This window comes from Marinobacter sp. SS8-8 (genome assembly GCF_030540945.1).
In the GTDB taxonomy this organism is placed as follows: Bacteria; Pseudomonadota; Gammaproteobacteria; order Pseudomonadales; family Oleiphilaceae; genus Marinobacter.
This window is the reverse complement of the sequence record NZ_JASSVN010000002.1, coordinates 247,665-260,612: the sequence shown is the minus strand read 5'-3', so window position 1 is coordinate 260,612 and position 12,948 is coordinate 247,665. Positions and strand designations below refer to the sequence as shown.

Annotated in this window: 15 protein-coding genes; 10 read left to right on the top strand and 5 right to left on the bottom strand. The window is 58.3% G+C overall.

Annotated elements, in window-relative coordinates; all coding sequences use genetic code 11:
• Positions 1–63: 63 nt before the first annotated feature.
• From QPL96_RS03190 to QPL96_RS03175, 4 genes are all read left to right on the top strand, one after another.
• Positions 64–756 carry an SDR family oxidoreductase gene (locus QPL96_RS03190; RefSeq protein WP_303285525.1) on the top strand — a complete coding sequence of 231 codons (693 nt, stop codon included), beginning with the start codon at positions 64–66 and terminating at the stop codon, positions 754–756.
• 6 nt (positions 757–762) lie between these two features.
• Positions 763–1,305 carry an RNA 2',3'-cyclic phosphodiesterase gene (gene thpR, locus QPL96_RS03185; RefSeq protein WP_303285524.1) on the top strand — a complete coding sequence of 181 codons (543 nt, stop codon included), beginning with the start codon at positions 763–765 and terminating at the stop codon, positions 1,303–1,305.
• Positions 1,306–1,376: 71 nt separating this feature from the next.
• Complete coding sequence (locus tag QPL96_RS03180) at positions 1,377–2,945, top strand: bifunctional GNAT family N-acetyltransferase/carbon-nitrogen hydrolase family protein (protein WP_303285523.1); 1,569 nt, start codon at positions 1,377–1,379, stop codon at positions 2,943–2,945.
• 56 nt (positions 2,946–3,001) lie between these two features.
• On the top strand, positions 3,002–3,127 hold the full coding sequence (locus QPL96_RS03175) for a hypothetical protein (protein ID WP_303285522.1): 126 nt from the start codon (positions 3,002–3,004) through the stop codon (positions 3,125–3,127).
• A gap of 27 nt (positions 3,128–3,154) precedes the next feature.
• On the opposite strand, the gene rluF is transcribed toward QPL96_RS03175, so the two are convergent.
• Positions 3,155–4,075 (bottom strand): 23S rRNA pseudouridine(2604) synthase RluF, encoded by a 921-nt coding sequence (gene rluF / locus QPL96_RS03170; protein ID WP_303285521.1) that lies wholly within the window; start codon positions 4,073–4,075, stop codon positions 3,155–3,157.
• Positions 4,076–4,211: 136 nt separating this feature from the next.
• Here rluF and QPL96_RS03165 point away from each other — a divergent pair, with 136 nt between their 5' ends.
• The 3 genes from QPL96_RS03165 to QPL96_RS03155 are packed head-to-tail and all read left to right on the top strand — an operon-like array spanning position 4,212 to position 6,285.
• Complete coding sequence (locus QPL96_RS03165; protein ID WP_303285519.1) at positions 4,212–4,607, top strand: hypothetical protein; 396 nt, start codon at positions 4,212–4,214, stop codon at positions 4,605–4,607.
• 48 nt (positions 4,608–4,655) lie between these two features.
• The gene (locus QPL96_RS03160; RefSeq protein WP_303285517.1) at positions 4,656–5,642 is read left to right on the top strand and encodes a GTP-binding protein; all 987 of its coding nucleotides are present in this window, start codon (positions 4,656–4,658) and stop codon (positions 5,640–5,642) included.
• Positions 5,643–5,646: 4 nt separating this feature from the next.
• A complete protein-coding gene (locus tag QPL96_RS03155; protein WP_303285516.1) occupies positions 5,647–6,285 on the top strand; it encodes a class I SAM-dependent methyltransferase in 639 nt (212 codons plus the stop codon).
• On the opposite strand, the gene QPL96_RS03150 is transcribed toward QPL96_RS03155, so the two are convergent.
• The 3 genes from QPL96_RS03150 to QPL96_RS03140 all read right to left on the bottom strand — a co-directional run bounded on the left by QPL96_RS03150 (position 6,282) and on the right by QPL96_RS03140 (position 9,233).
• On the bottom strand, positions 6,282–7,286 hold the full coding sequence (locus QPL96_RS03150) for a PA2778 family cysteine peptidase (RefSeq protein WP_303285515.1): 1,005 nt from the start codon (positions 7,284–7,286) through the stop codon (positions 6,282–6,284). The two genes, QPL96_RS03155 and QPL96_RS03150, sit on opposite strands and share 4 nt — an antisense overlap.
• A gap of 9 nt (positions 7,287–7,295) precedes the next feature.
• Positions 7,296–7,655: a PA2779 family protein gene (locus QPL96_RS03145; protein ID WP_227539564.1), complete on the bottom strand. Its 360-nt coding sequence runs from the start codon at positions 7,653–7,655 to the stop codon at positions 7,296–7,298.
• Between the two features lie 132 nt (positions 7,656–7,787).
• Complete coding sequence (locus tag QPL96_RS03140; RefSeq protein WP_303285513.1) at positions 7,788–9,233, bottom strand: phospholipase D family protein; 1,446 nt, start codon at positions 9,231–9,233, stop codon at positions 7,788–7,790.
• Positions 9,234–9,392: 159 nt separating this feature from the next.
• Here QPL96_RS03140 and QPL96_RS03135 point away from each other — a divergent pair, with 159 nt between their 5' ends.
• Genes QPL96_RS03135 through QPL96_RS03125 form a run of 3 tightly spaced genes read left to right on the top strand, consistent with a single transcriptional unit; the run spans position 9,393 to position 12,158 of the window.
• A complete protein-coding gene (locus QPL96_RS03135; protein WP_303285511.1) occupies positions 9,393–11,045 on the top strand; it encodes a serine/threonine-protein kinase in 1,653 nt (550 codons plus the stop codon).
• Positions 11,042–11,797, top strand: coding sequence for a protein phosphatase 2C domain-containing protein (locus tag QPL96_RS03130; protein ID WP_303285509.1), 756 nt, complete (start codon positions 11,042–11,044; stop codon positions 11,795–11,797). Before QPL96_RS03135 ends, QPL96_RS03130 begins: the two co-directional genes overlap by 4 nt.
• Before the next feature lie 10 nt (positions 11,798–11,807).
• Positions 11,808–12,158: an FHA domain-containing protein gene (locus QPL96_RS03125; RefSeq protein WP_303285508.1), complete on the top strand. Its 351-nt coding sequence runs from the start codon at positions 11,808–11,810 to the stop codon at positions 12,156–12,158.
• Positions 12,159–12,179: 21 nt separating this feature from the next.
• Here QPL96_RS03125 and QPL96_RS03120 read toward each other — a convergent pair whose 3' ends face one another.
• Positions 12,180–12,944 carry a glutamine amidotransferase gene (locus tag QPL96_RS03120; protein ID WP_303285507.1) on the bottom strand — a complete coding sequence of 255 codons (765 nt, stop codon included), beginning with the start codon at positions 12,942–12,944 and terminating at the stop codon, positions 12,180–12,182.
• Positions 12,945–12,948 lie beyond the last annotated feature (4 nt).

Here is a 12,948-nt window from a genome sequence, read left to right as displayed (position 1 = left end):
ATCGGGCTGGCGCCTGCCGGCGTAGCCCCTCCCAAACGGTTCAAACGACAGGAGAAGAAAGTTATGGCAGTTCGACCTGTAATGCTGATCACCGGCGCTTCATCGGGCATAGGTGCAGAAACAGCCCGTGCGGCGGCGAAACAGGGGTATCGCCTGGTATTGGCGGCCCGCTCCGAAGAAAAACTGAAAGGTCTGCAGCAGGAGCTTGGTGGCGAGGCACAAGTGCTAACGGTGCAATGCGACGTGCAAAGTGGCGACGAACAGAAGAGTATGGTCGATCAGGCCCTTAAGACTTTCGGTCGCATTGATGCCGTTTTCGCCAACGCAGGTCGTGGTGGTGAACCCGGAGGATTCAGTAAGGCCGATCCGGAGGTCTGGAAGGATATGATCCTGACCAATATCTACGGGGTCGGCCTGACCCTTCAGCACTGCCTGCCGGCGCTGCGGGAAACCAAGGGACACCTGCTGCTGACCGGCTCTGCGGCCGGTCGTGTCACGATTCCCGGTTCCATGTACAGTGCCACCAAATGGGCGGTTTCCGCCATCGGCTACGGCGTTCGTGAGGAGCTTCGCGGCTCTGGCATCCGGGTTACACTCATTGAGCCTGGCATGGTGGACACGCCGTTTTTTGATGAGCCACCGGCTCACGCCCTGAAGCCGGAGGACATTGCCAGCGCCGTGATGTACGCCGTGGCGCAACCGGACCATGTAGATGTGAACGAAATCCTGGTCAGGCCAACGCCCAAGGTCGAGTAATCGGGAATGCCCCGGCTTTTTTTTGGGCTGGAGATCCCCGTTGAAATCAAAGATCGCTTGCTGAATGTCAGGGCGGCGGTCTCAGGTGCCAAATGGCAAAGCGCTGAGCAGTTGCACCTCACCCTGTTGTTTCTGGGGCATGTGAACGAGGAACGTATTGCAGCCGTGTGCGATGAGGCGGGTCAGATTCAAATGGACCCCTTCGGGCTGGAGGTGGCCGGAACTGGCTGCTTCGGGCAGCTCCAAAGGCCGCGAAACCTATGGGCCGGGGTGCAGCCAGCGGCCCCGGTTGCCGAGCTCCATGAGACGCTGAAAGTACGGATGGATAATCTCGGATTCGTGACGGAGAGCAGGGCATTTCGTCCCCACATTACGCTGGCCAGGTTTAAACGGCGGCCCGGGTCTGTCGGGAACTTGCTGGCGCAGCATGGTCAATCGGTTTTCGGGCAGTTTCCGGTTAACCAGTTCGCGCTGTTTGAAAGCAGGCAAGGCCCCGGTGGTTCCGTTTACACTGTGATCGAACGCTTCCTCCTGCCGGGCTCCGATTAACCGATTTCCCTTGACGAAATCCTGTCACGTCACCAAAGATGAGGGCAAATCAACGCCTTTCCGAGGTGTCTATGTGCCCGCCATTTTCCGACCCGGATCAGCGCCTGTACGTCCGCAATGCCACGCTGGCGGATATTCCCGGAATCATTGAGCTCAGTCGCCGTGTCTACGAAGGCACCGGTATGTATGGTTACACCAAGGGCCCGCTGACCGGTCAGATCAATACCTTCCCGGACGGCCAGTTCGTTGCCATGCTGGGTGATACTGTAGTGGGTTACTGCGCCACGTTCCGCATTGCCGAAGAAGTGGCACTGATGCCCCATGACTGGACCTCCATAACCGGCAATGGTTACGCCTCACGACATGATCCCGAGGGTGATTGGCTGTACGGCATGGAAGTGTGTGTTGATCCGGAGTGTCGTGGCTATCGCATCGGCGAGCGGCTGTACAACGAGCGCAAGCAATTGTGCCAGGCTTTGAACCTGCAGGGTGTGGTATTTGCCGGACGCCTGCCAAGCCTGCGCCAGCGCCTGAAAAAGTTCGGCAGTGTTGAGGCCTACGTCGAGGCCATCAGGGGCAAGGAGCAGAAGGACCCGGTGCTGTCCTTTCAGCTCCATCAGGGCTTCGAGGTGCACGACATCATTCCCCATTATCTGGACGCCGATCACGATTCCATGGGCTACGGCATTCATCTGGTCTGGCGTAACCCGAAAGTACCGCAGATCGAAAACAGCGAGCGGCGCAAACGTTATGGCCACCGAATGCGGGATACAGTGCGTATTGGCACGGTTCAGTACCAGCAACGGCCGGTGGGATCATTTGACGAGTTCAGCGAGATTGTCCGTTATTTCGTCGATGTTGTATCCACCTACAAGGGCGATTTTGTGGTGTTTCCGGAGCTGTTTACTCTCCAGTTGCTATCAATTGAGGCCCGCAAGGGCAGCCCGGCGGAAACCTTCGCGGCGGTCACCCATTACGCGGAGCGTTACCGGGAGCTGATGCGGGACCTGGCCCTGCGGTACAACATCAACATTGTGGCCGGCTCCACTCCGGTGCGAGAGGAAGACGGAGCCATTCGGAACCTGGCCCATGTGTTCCTCAGGGATGGCCAGGTGTTCACCCAGCCCAAGATTCACCCGACCCCGAACGAGGCTTTCTGGTGGAACGTGCAGGGCGGCAACCGGGTCAACGCCATCGAGACCGACTGCGGTACCATCGGAGTTCTGGTCTGTTATGACGTGGAGTTTCCGGAACTGACCCGCCATCTGGTGGATCAGGGCGTTCATATCATCTTTGTGCCCTTCTGTACCGACGAACGCCAGAGCTACCTTAGGGTGCGTTACTGTTGTCAGGCCCGGGCAGTGGAAAACCAGGTGTACGTGGTGATGTCCGGTAACGTTGGCAACCTGCCCAAGGTGCCGAATATGGAAATCCAGTATGGCCAGAGCTGTATTCTTACCCCCTGTGATTTTCCGTTTGCCCGGGACGGTATCGCCGCAGACACGGAACCCAATGTTGAAACAGTGGCGTTCGCCGATCTCCGGCCGGAGGTGCTGATCACGGCCCGCAACAGTGGCACCGTGAAAAATCTCCAGGATCGTCGTCACGACCTGTACAGCGTGACCTGGCGTGGTGAGTAGCCCGAGTAGACAGGAGTGTCGTTTTGTACGCTGAAGGGTCTGGAAAGCCGAGCCTCATGATCCGACGGGTCCGTCTGGTCGGCTGGGTCGCGTTGGCTTTGCTGGTCGTTGCCGGGAAGCAGGCCATCAAAAAACGCCGGATAGCCAGTATCCAGGTTAATGGCAAGTGGGTGAAAAAGTAGTCTTGCGCTCTGAGTGCCGGGCCAGAACTACCGTTTAACACTCTTTTGCCGGGGTTTTCCGGCTTTGGGGCGTTTGCCCGACGCAGGCTTCCTGCCGGGGGCGGGCCTACCTTTCGGCCCCGGCCTTTGGGAACCGCCGGGCCCACCCGGTTTGGCTTTGGGACGATGCTTTGGCTTTGCAGCAGGCTTCTTTTTCGCAGGTTTTCCGGGCTGGGGCGGGGCCTCTGAGGAGGAGTCCCGGATGGCATCAAACAGTCCGGCCAGTTCTTTCTCCGTCAGATTGCGCCACTGGCCCACAGCCAGCCCCTTCAGGCTGACGTTCATGATCCGGATGCGCTCCAGCTTGGTTACCTCATAACCGAAGTGTTCGCACATGCGGCGAATCTGGCGGTTGAGGCCCTGAACCAGGGTAATGCGGAAGACGAACCGGGATTCACTGGACACCTTGCACTTTTGTGTGACAGTTCCCAGGATCGGCACCCCGTTGGCCATACCCTCAACGAGCCCCCGGGTCACCGGCTTGTCGACCGTAACCAGGTATTCCTTTTCATGGTTGTTTCCGGCGCGCAGAATCTTGTTGACCAGGTCACCATTGCTGGTCATGAAGATCAGGCCCTGGGAGTCCTTGTCCAGCCGCCCGATCGGGAAGATACGTTCGCTGTGGCCGACAAACCTCTGGACGTTGTGTTTCTCGGCGCTGTCGGTGGTGCTGACGATGCCCACAGGCTTGTTCAGGGCAATAAAGACCAGATCTTCTTCAGCGCGCGGTTCGATCACCTGGCCATTGACCTTGACCGTATCCCCGGGCAGCACCTGATCCCCTACAGTGGCACGCTTGCCGTTGATGTAGACGTTGCCCTGCTCAATATAGCGATCAGCCTCTCTGCGGGAACACAGGCCGCTTTCGCTGATGTATTTGTTGAGTCGGGTGGAATTACCAGTGGTCATCGATTGTCCGGTTGCCAGTGAGAGTGTTGGGAATCATATCAGGCTGGAACACCAGTCGCAGCAGGGGTGGTTCTTTCACAGCGTCTCTGCCATTCTTTGCAGCGCTGCCCATAAATCCAACAAATTCAGAGCCGCCATGGAAAAGACACGCATAACCATTGTTGCTGTAACCTGCATTGCCCTGTTCTTCCTGGCCAACTACCTGTTCCGCTACCTGATCGGATTTACGGGGTTGGTTGCCTCCCTGGTGATTGCAGCCCTGATTGCGGTCTACATGAGCTTTTCAGTGGCGCGCACCCTGGAGCGGCTGCCTATGGCGGAAGAGCGTTCAAGGGCTCTGTGGATATATGGCGGTTTTCTGGGTGCGCTGTTTCTTGCTTTCGGCGCCTGGATGTTTCTTGATGTCGGGATGGATGCAGTCACTCTCGCCACTCTGTTTCTTCACTATCTGCCTTACCCGGCACTTGCCTATGTGCTGCTGTCGGATAAGGCGGTCGGCGTTTTCCTGAAGCAGGATCGTCCCGGCGGCTGAAATGTTATAATATAACGATTACACTCTGACTGGAGCCGGACCGGTACTATGAAGCAACCCATTCCCACCAGCCTTATCCTCGGTTTTCTGGGTGTTGGTAAAACCACCGCCATTCTGGAACTTCTGAAAAACAAACCGGAGGACGAAGTCTGGGCCGTACTGGTCAACGAGTTTGGTGAGGTGGGCATTGATGGCGCCCTGCTGCAGACGGAAGGCGCCTTCATAAAGGAAATTCCCGGAGGGTGCATGTGCTGTGTTGCCGGATTGCCGATGCAGATCGGCCTAAACCAGCTGATCCACAAGGCCAGGCCGGAGCGGTTGCTGATCGAGCCAACCGGGCTCGGTCATCCCTCCCAGATTCTGGAAACCCTGGCCAGTGAGCACTATCGGGATGTTCTCGCCATGGGGCCGGTGATTTGCCTGGTGGACCCCCGCAGGCTCGAAGAGCCGAAAGTGCTCGGCAACGTGCAGTTCCGGGATCAGGTTGCCGCAGCCGATATTCTGGTTGCCAACAAGACCGATCTTTGTACGCCAGGGCAACTGACCCATTTTGACGAGTGGGCCGCGCAACTGGAACCCGGAAAGCGGGCTGCCCATCACACACGGTTCGGACAGTTGGCACCGGAATGGCTGGATGGCCAATCGGATGCTCTGCCGGTGACCAACCCGGGCGCTCACCATCACCACCATAACAAGACGGCAGCGTCAGCGCCGTCGATCAATGATGAACCCTGGCAGCAGTCTGTTAATGAAGGGCAGGGGTATTTCAGTGTCGGCTGGCGAATTCATTCTGAACTGATACTGGATGAGAATGCCTTGCTGGCTTTGGCAATGGGTTCCGGTTTTGCGCGATTCAAGGCGGTGGTGAACACTCCCGAGGGGTGGAGAGCGATTAACGTCGCTGACGGCGCGCTTTCGGTTGTCCAAGGCGAGCCACAAGCATTCAGCCGGGCGGAGGTGATTGCCTCAGAACCGCTTGATGCACGGGAGCTGGATGCTCAGGTACGCGCAGCGGCCGGGCTTGATCCGAGGTAGTGGCATGAGCCTTTGTCCGGTTTGTGAGCAGGGCAGCCTTGCGGGATTCCGGGTGGTGAAGACCCAGCGATATCTCCGCTGCCCGGTATGCGAAGCAACGGTAATGGACGAGCCGTGCCGGCTTTCTCCCGATCAGGAGCGGGATATCTACCAACTGCATGATAACGATCCGTCTGATCCGGGCTATCGTAAATTTCTGTCAAAGCTCGCAGGCCCGCTGCTGGAGCGCCTGCCACCGGGCGCCACCGGGCTGGACTTCGGCTGTGGGCCTGGTCCGGCACTGGCAAAGATGCTGGAGGCTGAAGGCATGGTGGTGAGTCTTTATGATCCTTACTTTTACCCCTCGCAAACAGCCTTGTCCCGTACCTATGACTTCATAACCTGTACCGAGGTGGTGGAGCATCTGTACGAGCCAGCGGAGGTGTTCCGGCAACTCGATCAATTGCTCAAACCGGGTGGCTGGCTGGGGGTGATGACCTGTTTCCAGACCGACGACGACCGGTTCGACAACTGGCATTATCGCCGCGACCCCACCCATGTTGTGTTCTACCGTGAGTCCACCCTGGCATTGCTGGCTGAAAAATTTGGCTGGGTTATGGAGATCCCGAGAAAGGACGTGGTGCTTTTCAGGAAGGCACACTAGGAGTCCCGGGGACACTCCAGTAATTTCGGGCAGTTTTTCGGCGTTGTTGCCGGGTTTGAATGGAGTAACACCGAACTGCCAAAGCGTTCCGGTGCCAGAGCAGCGGCGCAGCGGGCGGCCTCAGTGGCCGCTGCCGGACAACCTGTCTCTTTCAGGGCGAAGGCCAGGTTGTTCCAGCCTTCGGCGAATTCCGGGAAACGGTTAACCGTGCGGAGGAAGTGCCCTGTCGCCTCGGCCTGCCTGCCCAGTTGCCAGGCCAGATTGCCTCTGGCCATGATGGCGGCTGGTTGGTCAGGCCAGGTGGTTTCCGCAGTCTTGTACGCAATTGCCGCGGCGGTGGTTCGCCCGGTTGTCTCCAGGTCGTGGGCTGACTGGAGAAACCGCAGTGGTTTTGCGGTTGCCGGAACCTGATCGGGAGGCAGCATTACCACGGACCAGTTGCCGGCCCGCCCCCAGGTGTTGGTAAACACTTCCAGGGCCACGCGCTGGCGTTCGCGGGTATCGGTATGAAGAATCAGATCCCTTCGCTCCGCGTCGTAACCGATCACAACCGCGAAGTGCCACTGGGGCCACCAGTCAAATCTCAGATTCTGCAGAACCAGCACCGGGTTACCCGCCGCCAGTTCTGTCAGCATGCTCTCAAGCTCGCCGTCCAGCGGATAGACCAGCATCCCGTGGGACCGCGCACCAGCGACCATCTCAACCTGCAGGGAACCTTCCCGGCCGGGGATGTAAACCAGGTCTTTGAGAACTTCCGGATCGGTCGTAAGACCCTGGCTGTTCAGCGTCATGGCCAGTGAGGCCGGACCGCATTGGTACTTTTCCTGAGGAAAAAACGGGACATCCTCCAGAATCACCTGGTCTGGCAGAGAAGGGCGGTCTGTTCCGGTGTCCGGGCCCGGCCATTTCGGGGCGCTGGCGCAACCGGCCAGGAGGCCGACCAGTAAAAACAGGGTCAGCCTGACTGACGCGGCCCTCTCCCGTTGCAAAATGACTGCCACGGACCGACGCTATCGGATGCAGTTCACGAATGGGAAGATGTTAGTGGCGCACAACATATCGGTGATAATGAAGACCAGCAGAAACAGTACAATAATGCCAACCACACCCTGACCCGCAGGGGCTTCGGCAAGCTGACGTTCAAAATCCGCCAGTTCCGCCGGCGTGAGGTTCTGAATACGTTCCTTGACCTGGTCCTGGCTTACGCCCAGATCTGCCAGTTTGTCCTGGACTTCCTGATTCTCAAGCATATCGATCAGCTGTTGTCTGTCCAGCTGGACCTGTTGTTCGCCAATCATCTCGCCGGTTCCTACCATCCCGGCGGATGCGGTGGCCGACCAGACAGAGCCAAGGGCCATCATCATGGCCATGAAAAAAGAAACATACCTCAGATGCTTGCGAATTCCTGACATGGTTCACTCCTGTTTGTTGGCTACTTCAAGTTTCCGTTCAGGCCAATGCAGTATAGCTGACCGGGTGAGCATGGGGCTTGTCCCTCATGTTCAGAAGGTCGACAGGCCGGTCGCTTCCATAATCCGGTAACGCCAGTAGCGCAGCGTTGATTCGTCGGCCCAGCGCTCATAAGGCAGGCTCATAACCGGCTCGTCGCCGGGGCCTTTGTGCCATTGCTGGTCGAAGAACGCTCTTGCCTTCATGGCAACCGAGGACTGGACCGCAACCGAGATCCAGACGTCGGTTTCCAGGTTCAGGTCATCCAGGTTGCGGCGGGTGAAATTGGCAGACCCAAGCAATATCCCGGTTATCCCACTCTCCTTCGCCAACATCAACAGCTTACTGTGGCATTGCTCACCCCGGGTATTACACCAACGTACAGGAATACCTGCCCGGACCAGTTCCATGGCCACCTGCCGGTTGGGGATGCCACTTTTCTGAAGACCAAAGGCCTCGTTGTTGGCATCAAGCAAAATCCGAAGCTGTGCGCCACGTTCCGAGGCCCTGATCAGCGCCCCGACAATCCGCCGGTGTGACAGGTAGAACATCGCCAGATCCAGCTGGTCTCCGTCCGCGGCCCCGCGAATCATTTCCAAAGCCTGGTCGAGTATGGCCGATTCGGTCAGTACCGCCACTTTGTCCTTTTTACCTTCTCCGGATTCAGGCGCTTCTTCAACCCGGCTGATCCAGTCATCAAGGGATTCTGTGTCGGCACCAGACATGGCCAGCACTGCCCGTTCACTTCGCAGCACATCGGCCACGGCGGGCCCTTTGAAGCTCAGCCCGACGTTACTGTGGCGGCTGCTGCCATCGTGCGGGTTAGCTGAGGTTACAAGCGCTCTCAACGAACCGGCTTGATCCACCACCACAATCTTGCGATGGTTGGCCTTGAAGTTCAGCAGCGAAAGGTAGCTTCGAACCGTGACTGGCTTGTTGCCAAGGACATTGTCCAGCCAGCCCCCGTCCGGATTGTTACCGAACCACTGGCAACAAAGCCGCCAGATTGCAGACCAGGTTGGGTTGCTGTCCCTGAGCGGACGTAAAGCGGTTTCAACAACGGGAATGCCTGCTTCACGCAAGGCTTCGAACCAGGGAGAGGCTGTACCGCCATACATGGTGTTCAGTGGATCGGATATAACGATCACAGACAGCCCCGGATTTTCCGACTTCCGGGCCAGCAGAGCTTCGGTCAGTTGCTGTGCCAGGGGGCGATGAGCGACGCCTTTCGGTTTGGTGCTGTTGAACAGGAACATATCGACAAGAATGAACTCTTCGGCCTGCCCGATCAGCCGGAATACCTCGTTGAAGATTTCGTGGTCTTTCTCTTCGCGACCGTCCGCGTAGTGACGGGTGACATCGGTCAGCAGGACAGGATCTTCCAGCGGCAGAACTTCACCCCGATAACTGATACCCTGAGGCAGGGATTTGTGGGTGTGGTAGAGCCCGATTCCAGCCAGCACGAGCAGTAACAGGGTGAAAAGCAACTTCAGTGTCATACCGGTAATTCCATCATCCCTGGGTGATAAGACGAAATTAACATACGTGACCTTCCTCCCAGGTAAACAAACACTTACAAAAAACACCTCTGTCGTTGTATCGCGCGACACCAACGCTTTCTAAACTAGGCAGATCAGTCATTTATAACAAAGTTGCCTGTGAACGCCATCATTTCATTCATGCCGCGCTTGTTCAGTCTGCGGGCCGTTGTTCTTTTGGCTGCCGTGGTGTTTGCCCTGGCTGGAGACCAGCTGGCGCTTGTTGGCTGGGCCGATAGGGTGCTGTTCAGTATTCTCGGAGTGCCAGAGGGTGCCAGCCCCACCACCATTGTGTCACAGGACAGTCTTCATAAAGCACTGGCTGACCGGGGGCTGGTGGAACCTCTGTGGGCTGATATTGCGGTTACCGCAGGGCTGGCCGTTACGGCACTCTTTCTGACGCTTGCTGTCCCGGTGATGGGTGCTGCCGTTTCCCTGCCTGTCACTCTGCTGCTTGGCGGTTCCCTGGTGGTTTTGCAGGCGGCCCTGATGTTCTACCGAAGTGCCTGGGTGCCTCTGGGCGAAGTGCTGACCTTGTTGGTGGTCGGTTTTGTGGTGATGCTGTTCTGGCTTCAGCCCCACAACCGCATTCGCACCCTGACCGACAATGTCCGTGAAGCCCGCCTCAGGCTGGCCAGGCTGTTTCTGCAACAGGGGCATACCGACGATGCCCTTGAGGCACTCAATCACTGCCCGCCCTGCGCCGGGGCTCTGGAGCTGCGTTACGACATCGCCATTCAGCAGGAGCGCAAACGTCAGTACGAGAAGGCCGTAACCACCTACCGCAGTATTCTGGAGCGCAAGAAGAATTTCCGGGATACCGCCGCCCGCCTGGTGGCACTGGAGAAATTGTCGCCGGATGCCTCAATGATGCAAACCGGCAGCTTCGACAACACCCGCACCCTATTAATGCCGGAACCCTCGGTGAGTCGACCGACTCTCGGGCGTTATGAAATCGAGCGGGAGATCGGCCGGGGTGCCATGGGTGTGGTTTACCTTGGCAAGGATCCGAAAATTGCCCGAACTGTCGCCATCAAGACCCTGAGCTACCAGGCGTTTGATGACGGTCAGCTTCAGGACCTCAAGGAACGTTTCTTCCGGGAGGCCGAAGCGGCCGGTCGTCTGAGTCACCCGGCCATCGTAACGGTGTATGATGTTGGAGAGGAGGCAGACCTTGCCTATATTGCCATGGATTACGCCAGGGGCCGGCCGCTCAGTGAATTCGGCAAGCCCGGGAGGTTGCTGCCGTTGCCCGGGGTGCTGGACATTATTGCCCGGGTTGCAGATACCCTGGCCTATGCCCATAGCCAGAAAATCGTCCACCGTGACATCAAGCCGGGGAACATCATTTTTAACCCTGATACCGGCGACATAAAGATTACCGACTTTGGCATCGCCAAAATTTCCGACGGCTCGCGGACCCGCACCGGCGTTGTCATGGGTAGCCCGCTCTACATGTCACCGGAGCAATTGAAAGGCCAGAAGATAACCGGTGCCTCCGATATCTACAGCCTGGGCGTGACCCTGTACAAGCTGGTGAGCGGCGAAACGCCCTATCAGGGCGATACCCTCGCCAACCTGACTTACCAGATCCTCAACAAGCGCCCGCGCAGCGTCCGGGAGTTCAATGCCGAGTTGCCCAATGGGGTGGTTCGGTTGATCAACAAGGCCATCCAGCGCGAGCCGGATAAACGCTTTGCCAGCGCCGCCACCATGGCCGAGGCCGTGCGGCGCCTGGCGGTGCGAGAAGCGGGCCAGGAGGTGTCCCGATGAGGTATCGCATTGCAGGCCAGAGTCACCGGGGTGCAGTCAGGAAATCGAACCAGGATGTGGTGGACTGGCGGGTAAACGATTCCGGTGATCAGGCGCTGCTGGTGGTTGCCGACGGTATGGGCGGCTATCAGGGAGGCGAGATTGCCAGTCGCCTCGCGGTTGACGCTGTTGTGGAATCCCTTGAGCCGGAAATCTCCGGGCCGTCGTCCGGCAAAACCGTCAGCTCAGTCAGGGAAAGCCTGGAGCGTGCTTTCGCACTGGCCAATGAACGCATACTGAGCCGGCGCGCCGAGGATGCAAAGCTCGAAAAAATGGGCACAACCCTGGTTGTGGCCTGGGTAACCGGCGACAGGGCACACATTGCCCATATCGGAGATTCCCGCTGTTACGCTCTGCAAGGAAGACAGGCGGTCTGTCTGACCCGGGACGATACCGTGGTCCAGAGCATGCTGGAGGATGGCAGCATTACCGAGGCCGACGTTCCCAATGTACCTTTTCGGAATGTGCTCACCCGGGCGGTGGGTGCCGTTGAGCAGGTGCAGCCCAGTTACCGGGTTGAGTCTTTGGAAAAGGGTGATGTGCTGTTGCTGTGTTCCGACGGGTTGACCCATTTTGTCCCGGAAGCACGGTGGCTTGAGATTTTGAGGGAAAGTGACGGCATGGAGCGCAGGGCGCAGGCAATGATTGACGCCGGCCTCGCAAACGAGGCTGGTGACAACGTATCTGTGGTATTACTGACGTTGGAGTATTGAGGAACCTGACATGGCTTCGCTTTCGCAACTGGTGGACAACGTGGTGGTCAACAGCTTTGAGCTCGGGCAGCCGGAAACCCGCCTTGGCCGCCGACCGGATAATGACATCCGGATTGATGAAATCTCGGTGAGTGGCCGGCACGCCCTGATTGAAGCTGCACCCAATGCCTATCTCGAAGGCACCGTGGATTACTACATCACCGACAGCAACAGCACCAATGGCACCTTTGTGAACGAACTGCGGATTGAGGGCCGGCAGCGGCTGAACAGTCACGATAGGGTGCGTATCGGCTGGAATGAGTTCCGCTTTATAGATGAAGAAGAGCAGGCGATGGAAAAGACGGCCTATATCCTCGACTGACGGAAAATGCCGTCCCGGATATTACCGGGCTCGTTCTATGGCAAGCCCTGAAAAACGAGGGAGAAGCGAGGACGCGTCCGGAGCGGGTTTCACACCGGCAATCAGTGCTTCCGCATCAAGCCCTTCCCGGCTCAGGTCCGGCGCCTGTACTTCCAGGTAGGCTCTCATGACGGTATCCGTAAACTCTGGATGGAACTGCACGCCCCAGGCGCAGGGGCCGATTCTGAACGCCTGGTTGGGCTCGAAACCGTTGCGTCCCAGCAACACCGCGCCGGCGGGCAAGCGCAGTACCGACTGCCGGTGCGTCAACTGGGCCGGGAAAATCGCCGGCAGTCCCCGGAACAGGGTGTCTGAGCTGGCTTCGGGAAGCAGTTCAACCGCATGGGTGCCGGTCTCCCGGCCCTTCGGGTGATATCCCACTTCGCCGCCCAAGGCATGGGCCAGCAGCTGATGCCCGTAGCAGACTCCAAGTACCGGGATTTCAGCGGCAACCGCTCGTGCCAGCCAGGCCCCGGTATTTTCGCTCCAATTGGCCCGGTCGCTGACCATGGCGGGGGAGCCTGTCACCACAATGCCATCCCAGTCTTCAGGGCTTCCGGGTAGCTCGCCGGCTTCCACGTGGGTGACAGTGATATCGAGTTCCGGTGACAGTCCGCGCAGGAACCAGTCGTCGAAATCACCGAATTGGGCCAGGAGGCCAGGGTAGGTACTGCCTGTTTTCAGGATCACCACTCGCGCCTTGCGGTTCGGGGAAGGGTTCTGCTGCACGGTGCTGTTTTCCTGCATGGCA

Bases quoted from the DNA above. Each gene is read 5' to 3' on its own strand.
- rluF (WP_303285521.1), bottom strand. From the start codon at position 4,075: ATGACCACTGGTAATTCCACCCGACTCAACAAATACATCAGCGAAAGC.
- QPL96_RS03145 (WP_227539564.1), bottom strand. From the start codon at position 7,655: ATGGCCATGATGATGGCCCTTGGCTCTGTCTGGTCGGCCACCGCATCC.
- QPL96_RS03120 (WP_303285507.1), bottom strand. From the start codon at position 12,944: ATGCAGGAAAACAGCACCGTGCAGCAGAACCCTTCCCCGAACCGCAAG.
- QPL96_RS03165 (WP_303285519.1), top strand. From the start codon at position 4,212: ATGGAAAAGACACGCATAACCATTGTTGCTGTAACCTGCATTGCCCTG.
- QPL96_RS03140 (WP_303285513.1), bottom strand. From the start codon at position 9,233: ATGACACTGAAGTTGCTTTTCACCCTGTTACTGCTCGTGCTGGCTGGA.
- QPL96_RS03130 (WP_303285509.1), top strand. From the start codon at position 11,042: ATGAGGTATCGCATTGCAGGCCAGAGTCACCGGGGTGCAGTCAGGAAA.
- thpR (WP_303285524.1), top strand. From the start codon at position 763: ATGCCCCGGCTTTTTTTTGGGCTGGAGATCCCCGTTGAAATCAAAGAT.
- QPL96_RS03190 (WP_303285525.1), top strand. From the start codon at position 64: ATGGCAGTTCGACCTGTAATGCTGATCACCGGCGCTTCATCGGGCATA.
- QPL96_RS03180 (WP_303285523.1), top strand. From the start codon at position 1,377: ATGTGCCCGCCATTTTCCGACCCGGATCAGCGCCTGTACGTCCGCAAT.
- QPL96_RS03155 (WP_303285516.1), top strand. From the start codon at position 5,647: ATGAGCCTTTGTCCGGTTTGTGAGCAGGGCAGCCTTGCGGGATTCCGG.
- QPL96_RS03160 (WP_303285517.1), top strand. From the start codon at position 4,656: ATGAAGCAACCCATTCCCACCAGCCTTATCCTCGGTTTTCTGGGTGTT.
- QPL96_RS03125 (WP_303285508.1), top strand. From the start codon at position 11,808: ATGGCTTCGCTTTCGCAACTGGTGGACAACGTGGTGGTCAACAGCTTT.
- QPL96_RS03175 (WP_303285522.1), top strand. From the start codon at position 3,002: ATGATCCGACGGGTCCGTCTGGTCGGCTGGGTCGCGTTGGCTTTGCTG.